A 14,882-nucleotide genomic window follows, 5' to 3' on the forward strand; every position below is an offset into this window, starting at 1 on the left:
CACATTTTCGAAAATAGTTCTATGTCCCTCGCACTCAGCTCCGATCAAGCCGTCTCCGCGGCCGGGCAGCTGCGCGAGCTCCAGGAACGCATCCACACCCTCCAGGGGCGCCGGAACCATCAGGGCTCCCATCCGGTGCTCCCCTGCTTCTCGCCCCTCTTCCCCGCAGGGCTCAGGGGCGGAACAGCCTACTCCCTCGACACCCCGCTCTCCGTCGCGATGGCCCTCCTCGCGGGCCCCTCGGCCGAGGGCCACTGGTGCGGCGCCGTGGGGTTCCCGGACTTCGGGGCCGAGGCGGCGGCCAGCTTCGGCGTCGACCTCGACCGGCTCGTGCTCGTTCCCGAGCCGGGGACCGAGTGGCTCACGGCGGTGGGTGCCCTCGTGGACGTCCTGCCGGTGGTCCTGGCCCGGCCCGCGGGTCCCGTCCGCCCGGCCGAGGCGTCACGCCTGGGGTCGCGGCTGCGCGAACGGTCCGGTGTCCTGCTCGTCATGGGCCCCTGGCCGCAGAGCGAGGGCGCCCTCGAGGCGAGGGCCTCGAGCTGGGAGGGCCTCGGGCAGGGGCACGGGCATCTCCGGTGCCACCGGGTCGAGCTCGCCCTGAGCCAGCGGGGCCGGACCCGCACGGCCGCCGTCGACCTCGCCTCCCCGCAGGCGGGGGCCCTCCCCCGGCTGTCCGGGGTGCAGGGCCGGAGCGGGGCACCGCGATGAGCGGGGCCGTCCCGTCCGGGGTCCCGAGGGCCCTGGTCCTGTGGTTCCCCGACTGGCCGCTCATCGCCGCCCAGCTGGCCGGCGAGGTCCCCGACCGCGTGGCGGCGGCCGTCATCGACAAGGGGCTGGTCGCCGTGTGCTCCGCCGAGGCGCGGGCCGCCGGCGTCGCGCGGGGGCTGCGGATCAGGGAGGCGCAGGTCAGATGCCCCGAGCTCGCCACGGTGCCCGCCGACCCGGAACGCTCCGCCCGCGAATTCGAGCCCGTCGTGCGGGCCCTCGAGACCGCCGTCCCCGGAGTGCAGATCCTGCGGCCGGGGCTGTGCGCCGTGAAGGCCCGCGGCGCCGCCCGCTACTACGGGAGCGAGGAGGCCGCCGGGGGTGCGGCGCTCGACTCGGCGGCCAGCCTCGGTCTCGAGGCACGGGCCGGGATCGCGGACTCTGTCTTCGCCGCCGAGCAGGCGGCCCGGGACGCCGCCGAGCTGCATCCCCTCCGGATCGTCGGCCCCGGTGGATCCGCCCGGTTCCTCGCCCCCCTGCCCGTCACCGCCCTGGGCGACGCCCGGCTCGCCTCGCTCCTGAAGCGGCTGGGCCTGAGCACGCTCGGGGACTTCGCCGCCCTTCCGGCCGCGGACGTCCGCTCCCGGTTCGGCGACGACGGGCTCGCCGCGCACGCCCGAGCGAGCGGCCGCGACCCTCGCGCCGTCGTGCCCCGCGTTCCCCCGTCGCCCCTGGACCGGACGGCCGAGTTCGAGCCCGGGCTCGACCGGGTGGACCAGATCGCGTTCGCCCTGCGCCCGGTGGCCGAGGACTTCATCGGCGGACTGATGCGCGCCGGCCTCGCCTGCACCCAGCTGAGGGTGGTGATCACCGACGACGCGGGGGCCCGTTCCGAGCGGTCCTGGGGGCACCCCAACCAGTTCAGCCCGGCCGACGCCCTGGACCGGGTCCGCTGGCAGCTGCAGTCCTCGGGGCAGGACGGGCACCCGCGCCGCCACGGCGGTGCCGCCTGGCGCTCGTCGGGCGAGTCGATGGCCGCTCCTGTGGTCCAGGTCCGGCTGCTCCCCGAACGCGTGGACCTCCTCGGACGCCGGGCGCAGGCACTCTTCGGAGGCGTGGACGAGCGGCTCGACCACGGCCTGCACCGTCTTCAGACCATGCTCGGCCACGGGTCGGTGCTCCATGCGGCCTCGGGCGGCGGGCGCCTCCTGGCGGAACGGTGCCTCCTCGTGCCCTGGGGCGAGGACGCGCCGCCGGGCACGGCGGACCGCGCGGGGCGCCCGTGGCCCGGGTCGGTCCCCCCTCCCCTGCCCGCAGTCGTCTTCCCCGAGCCCGTTCCCGTGGTGCTCCTGGGCGATGACTCGGCGCCCCTGGACGTGGACGACCGCGGACTCCTCAGGGCCGCGCCTGCCTGGTTCACCCCCGCGCCGGGCTCCGCCCGTCGCCCTGTCCGCAGCTGGGCAGGCCCGTGGCCCCTGCGGGAAAGGTGGTGGGACACCGCCGAGAGCCGCAGGGCCGAGCGGTTCCAGATCCTCGACGGCGACGGCGAGGCCTGGCTCCTGCTCAGGGAAGGCGGCCGCTGGTGGGCCGAGGCGCGCTATGACTGACGACGGCTGAAAGGAGGCCCCTGTGGGCTGGAACAATCCGCCGATCCCGTGGAAGCACCTCCACGACATCCTCGAGGGCAAGGAGGTCTCCGCCGACGACCTCCGCGGCCGGCCCAGCCGGACCGATGCCGGGCGCGCGCCCATCGAGCATGACGGCGGGGACAGCCCCGCTTGGTCGCGCAAGCGCGGCCCCTACATCCCGCTCCCTGCGCTCGGGGCGGGCGCCCTCGGGGAGGGCGCGCACGACGGCGGGCCCGCGCCGTCGTCCGCCGGCGCGGCGGGGCAGGCGGTCCCCTACGCGGAACTGCACGTCCATTCGCACTACAGCTTCCTCGACGGGGCCTCCTCTCCCGAGTCGCTCGTCGAGGAGGCCGTGCGCCTGGGGCTGCATGCCCTGGCGATCACCGACCATGACGGCTTCTACGGCGTCGTGAGGCTCGCCGAGGCCGCCGAGGCCTATGGGCTCCCGACGGTGTTCGGCGCGGAGCTCTCCCTCGGGCTGGGCGGGCCGCAGAACGGCGAGCCGGACCCCGAGGGAGAGCACCTGCTCGTCCTGGCCCGCGGCGAGGAGGGCTACCACCGGCTCGCCGCAGCCATCACCGCCGCCCAGCTCGCCGAGGGCGCCGAGAAGGGCCGGCCCGTGTACGCGCTGGAGGACCTCGCGGAGCGGCTGAGGGGGCACTGCCTCGTGCTGACCGGCTGCCGGAAGGGAGCCGTGCGCCGGGCCCTCGCCGGCCACGGGGAGGCTGCCGCCGAGCGCGCGGTCGAGGACCTCGTCGCCCTGTTCGGCGCGGACGGTGTGGCCGTCGAGCTCTACGACCACGGGAACCCACTCGACAGCGCGCACAACGACGCCCTCGCCGCCGTCGCCGACCGCGTCGGGCTGCCCTGCGTGGCCACGAACGCGGTGCACTACGCCAGCCCGTCCGGGCATCCGCTCGCGACGGCCCTGGCCGCGGTGCGGGCGCGGCGCAGCCTCGACGAGCTCGACGGCTGGCTGCCGGCGAGCGACGGCGCCCACCTGCGCAGCGGGGAGGAGATGGCCCGGCTCTTCGCCCGCTACCCGGGGGCCGTGGAGAACACCGTGCGGCTCGCGGACAGCCTCGCCTTCCCGCTGCGCTCCGCACGCCCCAGGCTGCCGAAGCAGGAGGTGCCCGAGGGGCACACGCCCATGTCGCACCTGCGCGGGCTCGTGGGCTGCGGCATCGTGGACCGCTACGGCACCCCGGGCCCGGGATGGCGGGGGCCGGTCCCCCCGGAGGAGGTCCGCGAGCGCGTCGAGAAGGAGCTCGCGGTCATCGAGAAGAAGGACTTCCCGGGCTACTTCCTCATCGTCCACGAGATTGTGCAGTTCGCCCGCAGCCGCGGCATCCTGTGCCAGGGGCGCGGGTCGGCGGCCAATTCCGCCGTGTGCTACCTGCTCGGGATCACGGCCGTGGACAGCATCGCCTACCGCCTGCCGTTCGAGCGCTTCCTGTCGAGCCTGCGGGAGGAGGAGCCGGACATCGACGTCGACTTCGACTCGGACCGCCGCGAGGAGGTCATCCAGCACGTCTACGCGAAGTACGGCAGGGCGAACGCGGCCCAGGTGGCCAACGTGGTGAGCTACCGGCCCAAGAATGCCGTGCGGGACGTCGCGAAGGCCTTCGGCTACAGCCAGGGCCAGCAGGACGCCTGGTCCAAGCGCCTCGAGCGCTGGGACGCGCTCTCCGCCGCGAAGAGCCAGTCCGGCCCGGGAACCGGGGGGGCGCCCGAGGCCGACGGCATCCCGCCACGGGTCCTCGCGCTCGCCGAGCAGTTCCTCGGCTACCCGCGCCACCTCGGCATCCATTCGGGGGGAATGGTGCTCACAGAGCGGCCCGTGGGCGAGGTGGTGCCGATCGAGCATGCCCGCATGGAGGACCGCACTGTCCTCCAGTGGGACAAGGACGACTGCGAGTGGATGGGGCTGGTCAAGTTCGACCTGCTCGGCCTGGGCATGCTCGCCGCCCTCCAGTACTGCTTCGACATGGTCGAGGAGCACTTCGGCCTGCGGTGGCGGATCGAGGACATCCCCAAGGAGGAGCCGGCCGTCTACGACATGCTGTGCCGCGCCGATTCCGTCGGGGTGTTCCAGGTGGAGTCGAGGGCCCAGATGAGCACGCTGCCGAGGCTGCGTCCGCGGGAGTTCTACGACCTCGTCGTCGAGATCGCGCTCATCCGGCCGGGGCCCATCCAGGGCGGGGCGGTCCATCCGTACATCCGGCGCCGGGCGGGCGAGGAGGACATCACCTACCCCCACCCGCTCCTGAGGCCGGTGCTCGAGCGCACGCTCGGCGTCCCGCTGTTCCAGGAGCAGCTCATGCAGATGGCCATGGCGATCGGGGGCTGCACCGCCGAGGACGCGGACCTCCTGCGCCGGGCCATGGGGTCCAAGCGGGGCGTGGAGAAGATCGGCACCCTCCGTGAGAAGCTCTTCGCCGGCATGGCCGCGAACGGGCTGACGCCCGAGGAGTCCAAGGCGATCTACACGCAGATCGCGGCGTTCGCGGACTTCGGCTTCGCGGAGTCCCACTCGATCAGCTTCGCCGTCCTCGTCTACGCGAGCTCGTGGCTCAAGCTGCACTACCCCGGGGCGTTCCTCGCGGCGCTGCTGCGGGCCCAGCCCATGGGGTTCTACTCCCCGCAGACGCTCGTGGCGGACGCGAGGCGGCACGGCGTCGTCGTGCTCCGTCCCGACATCCTCCGCTCCCGCGCGGACGCGTGCCTCGAGGCGCACGACGCCGACGGGCCGCCGGCGGTGCCCGGGCCGCCGGCGTCGTGGGCCGGGGAGCCCGCCGGCCTCGACGCGTGCCTCGACAGGTTCCAGCCGCCGATCGGCCCGTTCGACCCGGAGGCCCCCGACGAGTCCGCCGCGCACCGGCGCGACGGCAGCCGTGCCGTGAGGCTGGGGCTCTCGAGCGTCAAGGGGATCGGCAAGGACCTCGCCGAGCGGATCGTCGCCGAGCGGGAGTCCGGCGGGGCGTACCGGAGCATCGCGGAGCTGTCGCGCCGCACGGGCCTCACTGCGGAGCAGCTCGAGTCGCTCGCGTCGGCGGGGGCGCTGGACTCCCTGGGGCTCACGCGGCGCGAGGCGCTGTGGCAGTCGGGGGCCGCCGCCCTCGAGCGGCCGGGCCAGCTCCCCGGCTCCCAGCCGTACGTCCAGCCGCCCCTCCTGCCGGAGCTGAGCCAAGAGGAGGTGGTGGCCTACGACCTCTGGGCTACGGGGGTCGCCACGGACGGCCATCCCCTCCGGCATGCCAGGGACGTGCTCGACGCCCGGGGCGTGCTCCGCATCGACCAGCTGCGCACCGCGGAACCGGGCAGCCGCATCGAGGCCGCCGGTGTCGTGACCCACCGGCAGCGGCCCGGGACGGCCCAGGGCATCACGTTCCTCAATCTGGAGGACGAGACGGGCATCCTCAACGTGGTCTGCAGCGTCGGGGTCTGGACCCGGTACCGGCGGGTGGCGCAGCAGGCGCCGGCCATGGTGATCCGGGGCATGCTCGAACGGTCCAAGGAGGGCGTCACGAACCTGGTTGCGGACCGGCTCGAGGCACTGCCCCTGCGGGCGAAGACGTCGAGCCGGGACTTCCGCTGAGCCGCCGCTCGGGCGCTACCCCTGCTGCGGCGCGTTCTGCCAGAGTCCGAGGATGTTGCCCTCCGTGTCCTTGAAGTACGCGGCGAAGCCCATCTCCCCCACGGGCAGCTTCGGGGACACGGTCGATCCGCCCAGCTTCCCGATCGTGGCCAGGGCGGCGTCGATGTCCTCGACGTCCACGGTGATGATGGGGCTCTTGGGCGGGAACTCCTCGCTGCGCACGAACATGCCGCCGTTGATGCTGCCCGATTCGGTCGGCGTGCCATTCTCGTCGCTGGGCGTGGTGCCGACCATCGTGTAGTCCATCCCGGGAACGGGCGTGAGGCTCCACCCGAAGGCCTCGGAATAGAACTTCTCCGCGCGCCCCGAATCGTCCGTGGGAATCTCGAAGTGAACGACTTTCCCTGACATGGCATCGCCTTCCTCGTCAGCGCCATGGCGCCGCTTCCAGCGCCACCACCAGCATGGTTTTGGACCGCGTGGCGCACGTCAAGGGTTCGCGCGGCCACGGCCGCACGTTTGTCGTCGCCGCGTGGCAGGATGATGCGGTGACGCTCGCCGACCCCCTCCCCCGGGCTGCCGTTCCCGCCGCGGGAACGGCGGATGCCGACGGCTCGTGGCCTGCGCCCGACCACTACTCCCTCCCCGCCACGTGCTTCCCCCTCCAACGGGGCGACGGGGACCCCTGCTTCGCGCCCCACCCCGCCGGCGTCTGGGCGGCCTTCCGGACCCCCGACGGGCCCGCCTCGCTCCTGCTGACCCACGCGGCCGGGGCGCTGAGGGCCCGCGCCTGGGGCGACGGCGCGGCGTCGGCCGTCGCATCAGCGCCCGCGCTGCTCGGCCTCACCGACGACTGGTCCGCGTTCGACGACGAGGCGTACCTCGCGCGCCTGCCCCGCCTGGTCCGCGAGGCACGACGCCGCAACCCGGCGCTGCGCCTGCCCTCGACCGGGCGCGTGGTCGACGCGCTCGTTCCCACGATCCTCGAGCAGAAGGTCACCACCCTCGAGGCCCGGCGCGCCTACCGGTACCTCGTGCGCCGCCACGGCTCCCAGGCGCCCGGCGCGGGAACCGTGGCGCCCGCGGGGCTCATGGTCGCCCCGAGCGCGGAGGGCTGGCTGCGCATCCCTTCGTGGGAGTGGCACCGCGCAGGGGTGGGCCCCCAGCGCTCCGACACGGTGATGCGCGCGCTGCGGTCGGCGGCGGGGCTCGAGCGGCTCGCGTCCCGGACGGCGCAGGAGGCCGCGGCCGCGCTGCAGTCCATCCCCGGGATCGGCATCTGGACGGCCGCCGAGGTCACGCAGCGCACGCACGCGGACCCGGACTCGATCTCGGTCGGGGACTACCACCTCGCCCACTTCGTCGGCTATGCGCTCACCGGCGAGCGCACCGACGACGCCGGGATGCTGCGCCTCCTCGAGCCGTGGCGCGGGCACCGGCAGCGGATCGTGCGCATGCTGTACATCTCGGGCGTCCGGGCGCCGCGGTACGGGGCACGGATGACGGTGCAGGACCACCGCTTCCACTGACTCCCGCCGAGATCACCCCTCCTGACGCCGAGATCACCCCCACTGACGCCGACGTCACCCCTGCGGCGGTCCGGACCCGCGCTGCGTGACCCCTAGACTTGACGCCATGCCTCTGGCCGCTGTGGGCGCCGTCCTCCTTGTCCTCGGCGGCGCGGCCGTCGCTGCCGGCGTCCTGGCGTGGGAGGACGTCGGCACCCTCGCCGATCGGGTGGTCCCGATCCTCGCCTTCGTCGCGGCCATCACGGTCGTCACCGAGCTGTTCAACGCGGCGGGCCTCTTCGAGTGGATCGCCGCACGCTTCCGCCGCTGGGGAGGCGGCCGCGCGTGGCTGCTGTGGTCCCTCGTCACGGTCCTCTCCCTCGCGGCCACGGTCTTCCTCTCGCTGGACACGACAGCGGTGCTGCTGACCCCGATCGTCGTGGTGCTCGCCCGGAGCTGCGGGCTCCCGCCGCTCCCGTTCGCGCTCACGGCCGTGTGGCTCGCCAACACCGGGTCCCTGCTGCTCCCGGTCTCCAACCTGACGAACCTCCTGGCCCTGCACTCCCTGGGCAACGTGTCGCCGGCGGAATTCGCCGCCCGGATGGCGCTGCCCGCCCTGTGGTGCGCGCTCGTGCCGGTGCTCGCGGTCGCCGTGCTGTTCCGGAAGGACCTGCGCGCCCGCTACGACCCGCTCCGCACGTCCCGGACGCCGGCCGAGGGGGACGGCGGCGCCCGGGCCGATCGGGTCCTGCTGGGAACCAGCGCCGTGGTCCTCGCGTCCCTGCTGCCGGGCCTCGTTTCAGGCGTGGCCCCCTGGATCCCCTCGGCGGCCGCGGCAGCAGTGCTCGTCCTCGCCTTCGCGGCACGGCGGCCGCGGGTCCTGCGCTGGGCGCTCTTGCCCTGGCAGCTGGTGGTGTTCGCGGCGGGCCTGTTCCTGCTCATGGAGGCGCTCCAGCACCTCGGCGGCGGAGACCTCGCGGCGGCGCTGCTCGGCTCGGGGAGCGGGCCGCTGGACCTCGTCCGGGTCGCAGCCGTCGGCGCGGCCGGGTCCAACCTCGTCAACAACCTTCCCGCGTACCTCGCCTTCGAGCAGGCCGCGGGGGGTCCGGCGCGCCTGGCCGCCCTGCTCGTGGGCGTCAACGCCGGGCCACTCATCACGCCCTGGGCCTCGCTCGCCACGCTGATCTGGCACGAGCAGCTGCGGCGGCTGGGCGTCTCGATCTCGTGGTGGGGGTACGCGGCGGCGGGGGCCGTGCTCGTCCCGCTCATGGTCGTTCCGGCCGCGCTCCTCGCGGCCATCCCGTGAACGGGTCCAGGAGCACCCTGCAGGCCCGGGCGAACCGCCGCAGGTTCAGCCGAGCCCGAGCCGGGCGATGGCCTCCTCGCGCATCTCGACCTTGCGGATCTTCCCCGACACGGTCATCGGGAACGACTCGCGGATGTCCACGTACCGCGGGACCTTGTAGTGGGCGAGCCGGCCGCGGCAGAAGTCGGCGATGTCCTCGGCGGTCAGCGGGTCCACGCCGGGCTTGAGGATGATGCAGGCCATGAGCTCCTCGCCGTACTTCGCGTCCGGGACGCCGATGACCTGGACGTCCTGGACGGACGGGTGCTGGTAGAGGAACTCCTCGATCTCGCGCGGGTAGACGTTCTCGCCGCCGCGGATCACCATGTCCTTGATCCGGCCCTCGATCACCAGATACCCCTCCTGGTCCATGCGGGCGAGGTCGCCGGTGTGCATCCACCCGTCCGCGTCGACGGCCTGGGCGGTCTTGTCGGGCTGGTCCCAGTACCCGGCCATGACGGCGTAGCCGCGCGTGCACAGCTCGCCGATCTGGCCGCGGTCCACCGTCTCCCCCGCGGGATCCACGACCTTCGACTCGAGGTGCGGCATGGTCCGCCCGACGGTCTCGGTGCGCTGGGCGAGCGTGTCGCCGTCGCGCGTCATCGTGGAGACCGGCGAGGTCTCCGTCATGCCGTAGCAGATCGCGACGTCCGTCATGTGCATGTCGGCGATGACGCGCTTCATGACCTCGATCGGGCACAGCGAGCCCGCCATGACCCCTGTCCGCAGCGTGCCGAGCCGGTACGAGGGGAAGTCGGGCAGCGCGAGTTCGGCGATGAACATCGTGGGCACCCCGTAGAGGGACGTGCCGCCGAAGTCCTGGACAGCGCGCAGCGTCGCGGCGGGGGCGAAGCCGCGCGCGGGGAGGATGGTGGCGCACCCGTGCGAGTAGGCTGCCAGGTTGCCGATGACCATGCCGAAGCAGTGGTAGAAGGGCACCGGGATCACCACACGGTCCTCCTCCGTGTACCGCAGGAGCTCTCCGATCGAGAACCCGTTGTTGAGGATGTTCCGGTGCGTGAGCGTCGCGCCCTTCGGGAACCCGGTGGTGCCGGAGGTGTACTGGATGTTGATGGGGTCCTCGGGCGCCAGGGTCGCCGCGCGCTCGGCGACGGCCGACGCCGGCACCTCCCCCGCCCGCCCGACGAGCGCCTCCCACGTGGTCTCCTCGGGCGACGCCGGCGCGCCCGCCTCGTACACCGCCCCGCCCGGGGCATGGGGCGCGGGCAGGAACACGAGTTCGCGCAGGTCCGGGCACTCGGCGAGGGCGTCGCGGGCCATCGCGACATACTCGCTCGTGCGGTCGCTCGGGGCGACGACCAGCATGCGCATGCCGTTCTGCTTCACCACGAACTGCAGCTCATGGCTGCGGTACGCGGGGTTGACGTTGACGAGGATCGCGCCGATCGCCGCGGTGGCGTACTGGAGGATGGTCCATTCGGCGCAGTTCGGGCTCCAGATGCCCACCCGCTCGCCCTTCCCCACGCCCGCGGCGAGCAGGCCGCGGGCGGCGGCATCGACGTCGTGCGCGAGCTCGGCGTAGGTCCAGCGGCGGGCGGCGTCAGCGCCGGCGTCGGGTGCGGCTTCCACGAGGGCCTCGCGGTCCGCGAAGCGCTCGGCGATGCGGGCGAAGTTGGCGCCGATGGTCTCCTCGAGCAGGGGCGTCGTCGTCTCGCCTGCCGTGTAGGACGTCTGCATGATCGAAAGCTACCAACTCGGTAGGCTGGCCACCATGACTGATCCCGTGCGCCTGAAGGCGACCTTCATCCCGAACGAGGGCGAGTTCTTCCGTGTGAAGCTGGCCCTGGACATCGCGATCGAGGAGGTCCAGCGCGAGCCGGGCTGCCTCCAGTACGAGATCACCGAGGAGTCCGAGGACCGGATCATCCTGTCCGAGCTGTGGGCCTCCGAGGAGGAGCTGGACGCTCACTCGAAGGGCGCCGCTGTCCAGGACCTCAACGAGTCGCTCAGCGCCCTCCTGGCGGAGCCCGTCAAGGTCGAGCGCGTCTGACCGCCTGCACGCGCCCTGACCAGGGCTTAACGACGACGGCGCCGCTCCCCCTCCAGCGGGGAGCGGCGCCGTCGCGCTGTGGTCAGTGCTGCAGGGGTCAGCGCTGCAGGCTCAGTTGTCCGAGCCCTTGGCCTGCGCCTCGGCGACCTTCTTGTGGACGTCCTCCATGTCGAGGCCCTTGACCGCCTCGATGACCTGCTCGAGGGCGGCCGGCGGGAGGGCGCCGGGCTGGGAGAAGACGAGGACCTTTTCGCGGAACGCCATCAGGGTCGGGATGGAGGTGATGTTCGCCTGGGCCGCCAGCATCTGCTCGGCCTCGGTGTCCACCTTCGCGAAGACCACGTCGGAGTGCTTCTCGGAAGCGGCCTCGTAGGTCGGCGCGAACTGGCGGCACGGGCCGCACCAGGACGCCCACCAGTCGACCAGGACGATGTCGTTGTTCTCGATGACGTCGGCGAACTGCTCGCCGGTGATGTTCTTGGTTGCCATTCCCGCGCTCCTCACGTGTTTCTGCGGTCTTGGAAGTCTCAACGATACCCGTGGGGGTTTCATTCCCACGCGGCCCACCCGGTCGCGGACGCACCGGACCCGTCGTGGTTACCTTCCCCCGCAGCTGCCGCTCAAACGGCGGAAGGCTCGTGGGCGGTGACGTAGCGCCGGCCCGCCAGCGCGATCGCGATCGACACCACGAGCGCGGCCGCCGAGGCGTAGAACGGGACGGGGGCGCCGAAGGTCTCCCCGAGCCACGTGGCGATGAAGGGGGCGAGCGCCCCGCCCATCCAGCGCACGAAGTTGTAGCCCGCACTGGCCACCGGGCGCGGAGCGTCGGAGATGCCCATCGCGAGCTCGGTGTAGACCGTGTTGTTCACGCCCAGCAGCGCGCCGGCCACGATGGTCAGCACGACGACGGCCGGGACCGCGTGGACCGCGGCCGCTACCGCGAGGCCCACGAGGACGAGCGCGAGGCCTGACAGGGTTCCGGCGAGGACGGTGACGTCGCCGAACCGGGCCTGGAGCGGCGGGGCGAGGAACACCGAGCAGACCGCGAGGGCGACGCCCCAGCCGAAGAACACGGCGCCGATCCCGTACGCATCCATGCCGAGGATGAACGGGACGAAGGCGAGGACGGTGTAGAAGCCGAAGTTGTAGAAGAACGCGCTGCCCGCCACCGAGCGGAGCCCTGCGTGGCCGAGGGCCTTGAGCGGGTCGCGGAACCTGGTCTTCCGGGCAGCGGCCGGGGTCTTCGGGAGCGTGGCCAGGATGGCGATGAACGCCACGGCCATGAGGGTGGCGGTGCCGAAGAAGGGCATGCGCCACTGCCATCCGCCGAGGAGGGCGCCCGCGAGCGGGCCGAGGGAGAGCCCGAGGCCCAGTGCGGCCTCGTAGAGGATGATCGCGGTCGCCGTCCCGCCCGAGGCCACGCCCACGATCACGGCCAGCGCCGTGGCCACGAAGAGCGAGTTGCCCAGGCCCCAGCCCGCGCGCCACCCGATGAGCTCGCCCACGCTCTGGCTCGTGCCGGCCAGGCTCGAGAAGACGACGATGAGGGCGAGGCCGATGAGGAGGGTCTTCTTCCCGCCGATCCGCGAGGAGACCCATCCGGTCACGAGCATCATGACGGCCGTGACGAGGAAGTAGCTCGTGAACAGGAGGGAGACCTGGCTTGGGCTGGCATCCAGGTTCGCCGCGATGGCGGGGAGGATCGGGTCCACGAGGCCGATCCCCATGAAGGCGAACACCGAGGCCGCGGCCGTGGCCCAGACGGCCTTCGGCTGGCGGAAGAACGAGGCCTTCTCCGCGGCGAGGACCTCGTGGCCCGCCGGGTGACCCGTCTGGGGTGACGCCGGGGCACTGGTCTGGTGGGAGCGGACGCCGGGTTCGGCGGTCATGCGGGCTTCTCCGTCTCTGTGAAGTACTGGTTGATCTTGTCCATGACCGGCAGCGCGGCGGCGAGGGCTGCGCGCTCCGCCTCGGTCAGGGTGGCGATGGCTGCTGCCATGAGCTCATTGCGCCCGCCGTTGGCCTCGGCCGCGGCCCGGTCGCCGGCCGGGGTGCGGCGCACGACGACGGCGCGCGCGTCGAGCGGGTCGGCGCGCCTTTCGAGGAGCCCGGCCCGTTCCAGCCGAGCCACCTGCTCGGTCGCGGAAGGCACCTTCACGCCGAGGTTCTTGGCGATGACGCCCATGCGGAGCCCCTCGCCCTCGGCCATGTTCAGCACGCTCAGCTGGGCGGCGGGGAGGGTCGAGACCTCATCGAGCCTCCGCGCGACCCATACGCCGTGCCGGAGGGCTTCGCGGAAGGCGCCTGCGAGGGCAGTCACCTGGTCACCGGAACTCATATTTAGGTACCCTAATTGTTAGGTTACCTAAAATCAAGCCCTGGCCCGCCGCCCCGTACACTCGGTGCACCGGCAGGAGGGGGTCCCGTGAGCAGTTTCCTGTTCGTCACGTGGGAGGGCGGCGGCAACGCGGTGCCCTTCCTCGCCCTCGGGCAGGAGCTCGTGGCCCGCGGGCATGAAGTCACGGTGATGGGCCATCCCTCCCAGGCCGCGGCCTTCGCTGCCGCGGGGGTTCCGTTCCTCGGGTCGCCGGGCGCCGCGGCGCTGGCCGGCACGTCGCCGCTCGCGCTCCTGAAGGTCATCACGAGCCCGGGCATGCAGCAGGACGTCCTCGCCGAGGTGGCCGCGCGGCCGGCGGACGTCGTCGTCGTGGACGTGGTCCTGTTCGGGGTCATGGACGCCCTGCGCCGCGTCGGCCGGGAGTACGTGGTCCTCGAGCACACCCTGGACGGCATGCTCCGCAGGATGCTCCCCGTGGCGCAGGCCGCCCTGCTCCCCGTGGGCCTGCGCCCGATGGACCTGCTCGACGCCGGCCGGCCGGTCATGACGGCGTCGATCCCGGAGTTCGACCGCGGCCACGGCAACGTAGTCCACGTCGGGCCGATGGTCCGCGGCGTCCCCGCGCGCCCGGAGACGCCCACCGTGCTGATCAGCCTCAGCACGGCCGGCTTCCCAGGCCTGGCCGCGACGTTCCAGCGCGTCCTCGACGCGGTCGACGGCGTTGCGGCGCGCCTGATCGCCACCACGGGGCCCTCGCTGGACCCGGCGGCGCTCCGCATCCCCGACGGGGTCGAGGTGCACCGGTGGCTCCCGCATGAGGAAGTCCTTCCGCACGTGTCGCTCGTGGTCTCGCACGGCGGGCACGGGACCGCGATGGCGGCGCTCACCCACGGCGTCCCGCTCCTGGTCCTCCCCCTCAACCCGACGACGGACCAGCCCTGGGTGGGGCGCGCCGTCGAACGCGCCGGGGTGGGCAGGAGGCTCCGCCGCACCTCGCCGCCGAGGAGGATCCGCGCGGCGGTCGAGCAGCTCCTCGGCGACGGCCCGCACCGCGCCGCGGCCGCAAGCATGGGCGAGCGCGCGAGGGCCCTGGACGGGCGGACGCGCGGGGCGGACCTCCTCGAGTCGGTGGCGGCCGGAAGCCTGTGAGAGGGCGCTGCCAGTGATCCCGCGCCTAGACGGAGGGGACTAAAATGTACTGATGGGTACAGATGAACTCCTGGCGCTGATCCAGGAACACCACTCGGAGGGTCTGGCCCACCTGCGCGCCAGCCTATGGTCCCCCTCCGGACGCGACGGCCCCGACCGGGGGCCGGATTGGCGGCGACCCTCCATGGGGCCCGTCAGGTCCGTGGAGGACCGGTCCCTGAGCGTCACGCTCGATGCCCGGGTGAGCACCTACTCGTGGTTCGCCTCCGATCCGTCGCTGACCGGGGACCTCTACACCGTATCGATGAGGACCGATCACAGACTGCTGGGCCAGCGGACGGCGCTGGGCCACAGCGAGGCCGACGCCTGGGCGCTGGCGGTGCTCGGGGCGGAGAATGCGCGGCTGATCTACTGGTCCGTGGCGGTCGCCGGCCTGATCACCACCCTCTGCCACCACCTGTACGTGGATCCCGAAGGCCAGACGGCGCGGCTCCCGCGGGGAAGCTCTCTGGCGGAGCGGTCGGCGCGCATCTCGGATTCACTGGACTGAGCGGTCAGCCCGCGTGGCAGGAAAGCAGAACACCCCCGGTCCGAAGACCG

Annotated in this window: 13 protein-coding genes; 8 read left to right on the forward strand and 5 right to left on the reverse strand. The window is 73.0% G+C overall.

The window, feature by feature from the left end:
- Positions 1 to 21 precede the first annotated feature (21 nt).
- From CGQ25_RS12285 to CGQ25_RS12295, 3 genes are read left to right on the forward strand one after another with little or no spacing between them, the layout of a single operon-like run.
- Entirely contained in the window at positions 22 to 708 is a 687-nt protein-coding gene (locus CGQ25_RS12285) for a hypothetical protein (protein ID WP_208710095.1), read from the forward strand.
- Positions 705 to 2,312 (forward strand): DNA polymerase Y family protein, encoded by a 1,608-nt coding sequence (locus CGQ25_RS12290; RefSeq protein WP_208710097.1) that lies wholly within the window; start codon positions 705 to 707, stop codon positions 2,310 to 2,312. The genes CGQ25_RS12285 and CGQ25_RS12290 overlap by 4 nt, the downstream gene beginning before the upstream one ends.
- Positions 2,313 to 2,334: 22 nt before the next feature.
- Positions 2,335 to 5,931, forward strand: coding sequence for an error-prone DNA polymerase (locus CGQ25_RS12295; RefSeq protein WP_369802218.1), 3,597 nt, complete (start codon positions 2,335 to 2,337; stop codon positions 5,929 to 5,931).
- Positions 5,932 to 5,946: 15 nt separating this feature from the next.
- On the opposite strand, the gene CGQ25_RS12300 is transcribed toward CGQ25_RS12295, so the two are convergent.
- On the reverse strand, positions 5,947 to 6,342 hold the full coding sequence (locus CGQ25_RS12300) for a VOC family protein (protein ID WP_208710099.1): 396 nt from the start codon (positions 6,340 to 6,342) through the stop codon (positions 5,947 to 5,949).
- 137 nt (positions 6,343 to 6,479) lie between these two features.
- On the opposite strand from CGQ25_RS12300, the gene CGQ25_RS12305 reads away from it, so the two are divergent.
- Together CGQ25_RS12305 and CGQ25_RS12310 are read left to right on the forward strand one after the other, a co-directional pair.
- A complete protein-coding gene (locus CGQ25_RS12305; RefSeq protein ID WP_369802330.1) occupies positions 6,480 to 7,460 on the forward strand; it encodes a DNA-3-methyladenine glycosylase in 981 nt (326 codons plus the stop codon).
- Between the two features lie 106 nt (positions 7,461 to 7,566).
- Positions 7,567 to 8,745 (forward strand): SLC13 family permease, encoded by a 1,179-nt coding sequence (locus CGQ25_RS12310; protein ID WP_208710103.1) that lies wholly within the window; start codon positions 7,567 to 7,569, stop codon positions 8,743 to 8,745.
- Positions 8,746 to 8,790: 45 nt separating this feature from the next.
- Here the strand turns inward: CGQ25_RS12310 and CGQ25_RS12315 are convergent, their stop codons facing one another.
- A complete protein-coding gene (locus tag CGQ25_RS12315) occupies positions 8,791 to 10,482 on the reverse strand; it encodes an AMP-binding protein (RefSeq protein WP_208710105.1) in 1,692 nt (563 codons plus the stop codon).
- A gap of 34 nt (positions 10,483 to 10,516) precedes the next feature.
- Between CGQ25_RS12315 and CGQ25_RS12320 the strand changes: the two genes are divergently transcribed.
- A complete protein-coding gene (locus CGQ25_RS12320; protein ID WP_208710107.1) occupies positions 10,517 to 10,795 on the forward strand; it encodes a putative quinol monooxygenase in 279 nt (92 codons plus the stop codon).
- Positions 10,796 to 10,906: 111 nt separating this feature from the next.
- On the opposite strand, the gene trxA is transcribed toward CGQ25_RS12320, so the two are convergent.
- The 3 genes from trxA to CGQ25_RS12335 all read right to left on the reverse strand — a co-directional run bounded on the left by trxA (position 10,907) and on the right by CGQ25_RS12335 (position 13,133).
- A complete protein-coding gene (trxA, locus tag CGQ25_RS12325; protein WP_208710109.1) occupies positions 10,907 to 11,284 on the reverse strand; it encodes a thioredoxin in 378 nt (125 codons plus the stop codon).
- Between the two features lie 131 nt (positions 11,285 to 11,415).
- Positions 11,416 to 12,684, reverse strand: coding sequence for an MFS transporter (locus tag CGQ25_RS12330; RefSeq protein ID WP_208710111.1), 1,269 nt, complete (start codon positions 12,682 to 12,684; stop codon positions 11,416 to 11,418).
- The gene (locus tag CGQ25_RS12335) at positions 12,681 to 13,133 is read right to left on the reverse strand and encodes a MarR family winged helix-turn-helix transcriptional regulator (protein ID WP_208710113.1); all 453 of its coding nucleotides are present in this window, start codon (positions 13,131 to 13,133) and stop codon (positions 12,681 to 12,683) included. The genes CGQ25_RS12330 and CGQ25_RS12335 overlap by 4 nt, the downstream gene beginning before the upstream one ends.
- Before the next feature lie 87 nt (positions 13,134 to 13,220).
- On the opposite strand from CGQ25_RS12335, the gene CGQ25_RS12340 reads away from it, so the two are divergent.
- A complete protein-coding gene (locus CGQ25_RS12340; protein ID WP_208710115.1) occupies positions 13,221 to 14,282 on the forward strand; it encodes a glycosyltransferase in 1,062 nt (353 codons plus the stop codon).
- A 52-nt stretch (positions 14,283 to 14,334) separates the two neighbouring features.
- Positions 14,335 to 14,832, forward strand: a complete 498-nt coding sequence (locus tag CGQ25_RS12345) for a hypothetical protein (protein ID WP_208710118.1) — start codon at positions 14,335 to 14,337, stop codon at positions 14,830 to 14,832.
- Positions 14,833 to 14,882: the final 50 nt, after the last annotated feature.

Origin of the sequence: Sinomonas sp. R1AF57 (assembly GCF_002224485.1) — a bacterium.
In the GTDB taxonomy this organism is placed as follows: Bacteria; Actinomycetota; Actinomycetes; order Actinomycetales; family Micrococcaceae; genus Sinomonas; species Sinomonas flava.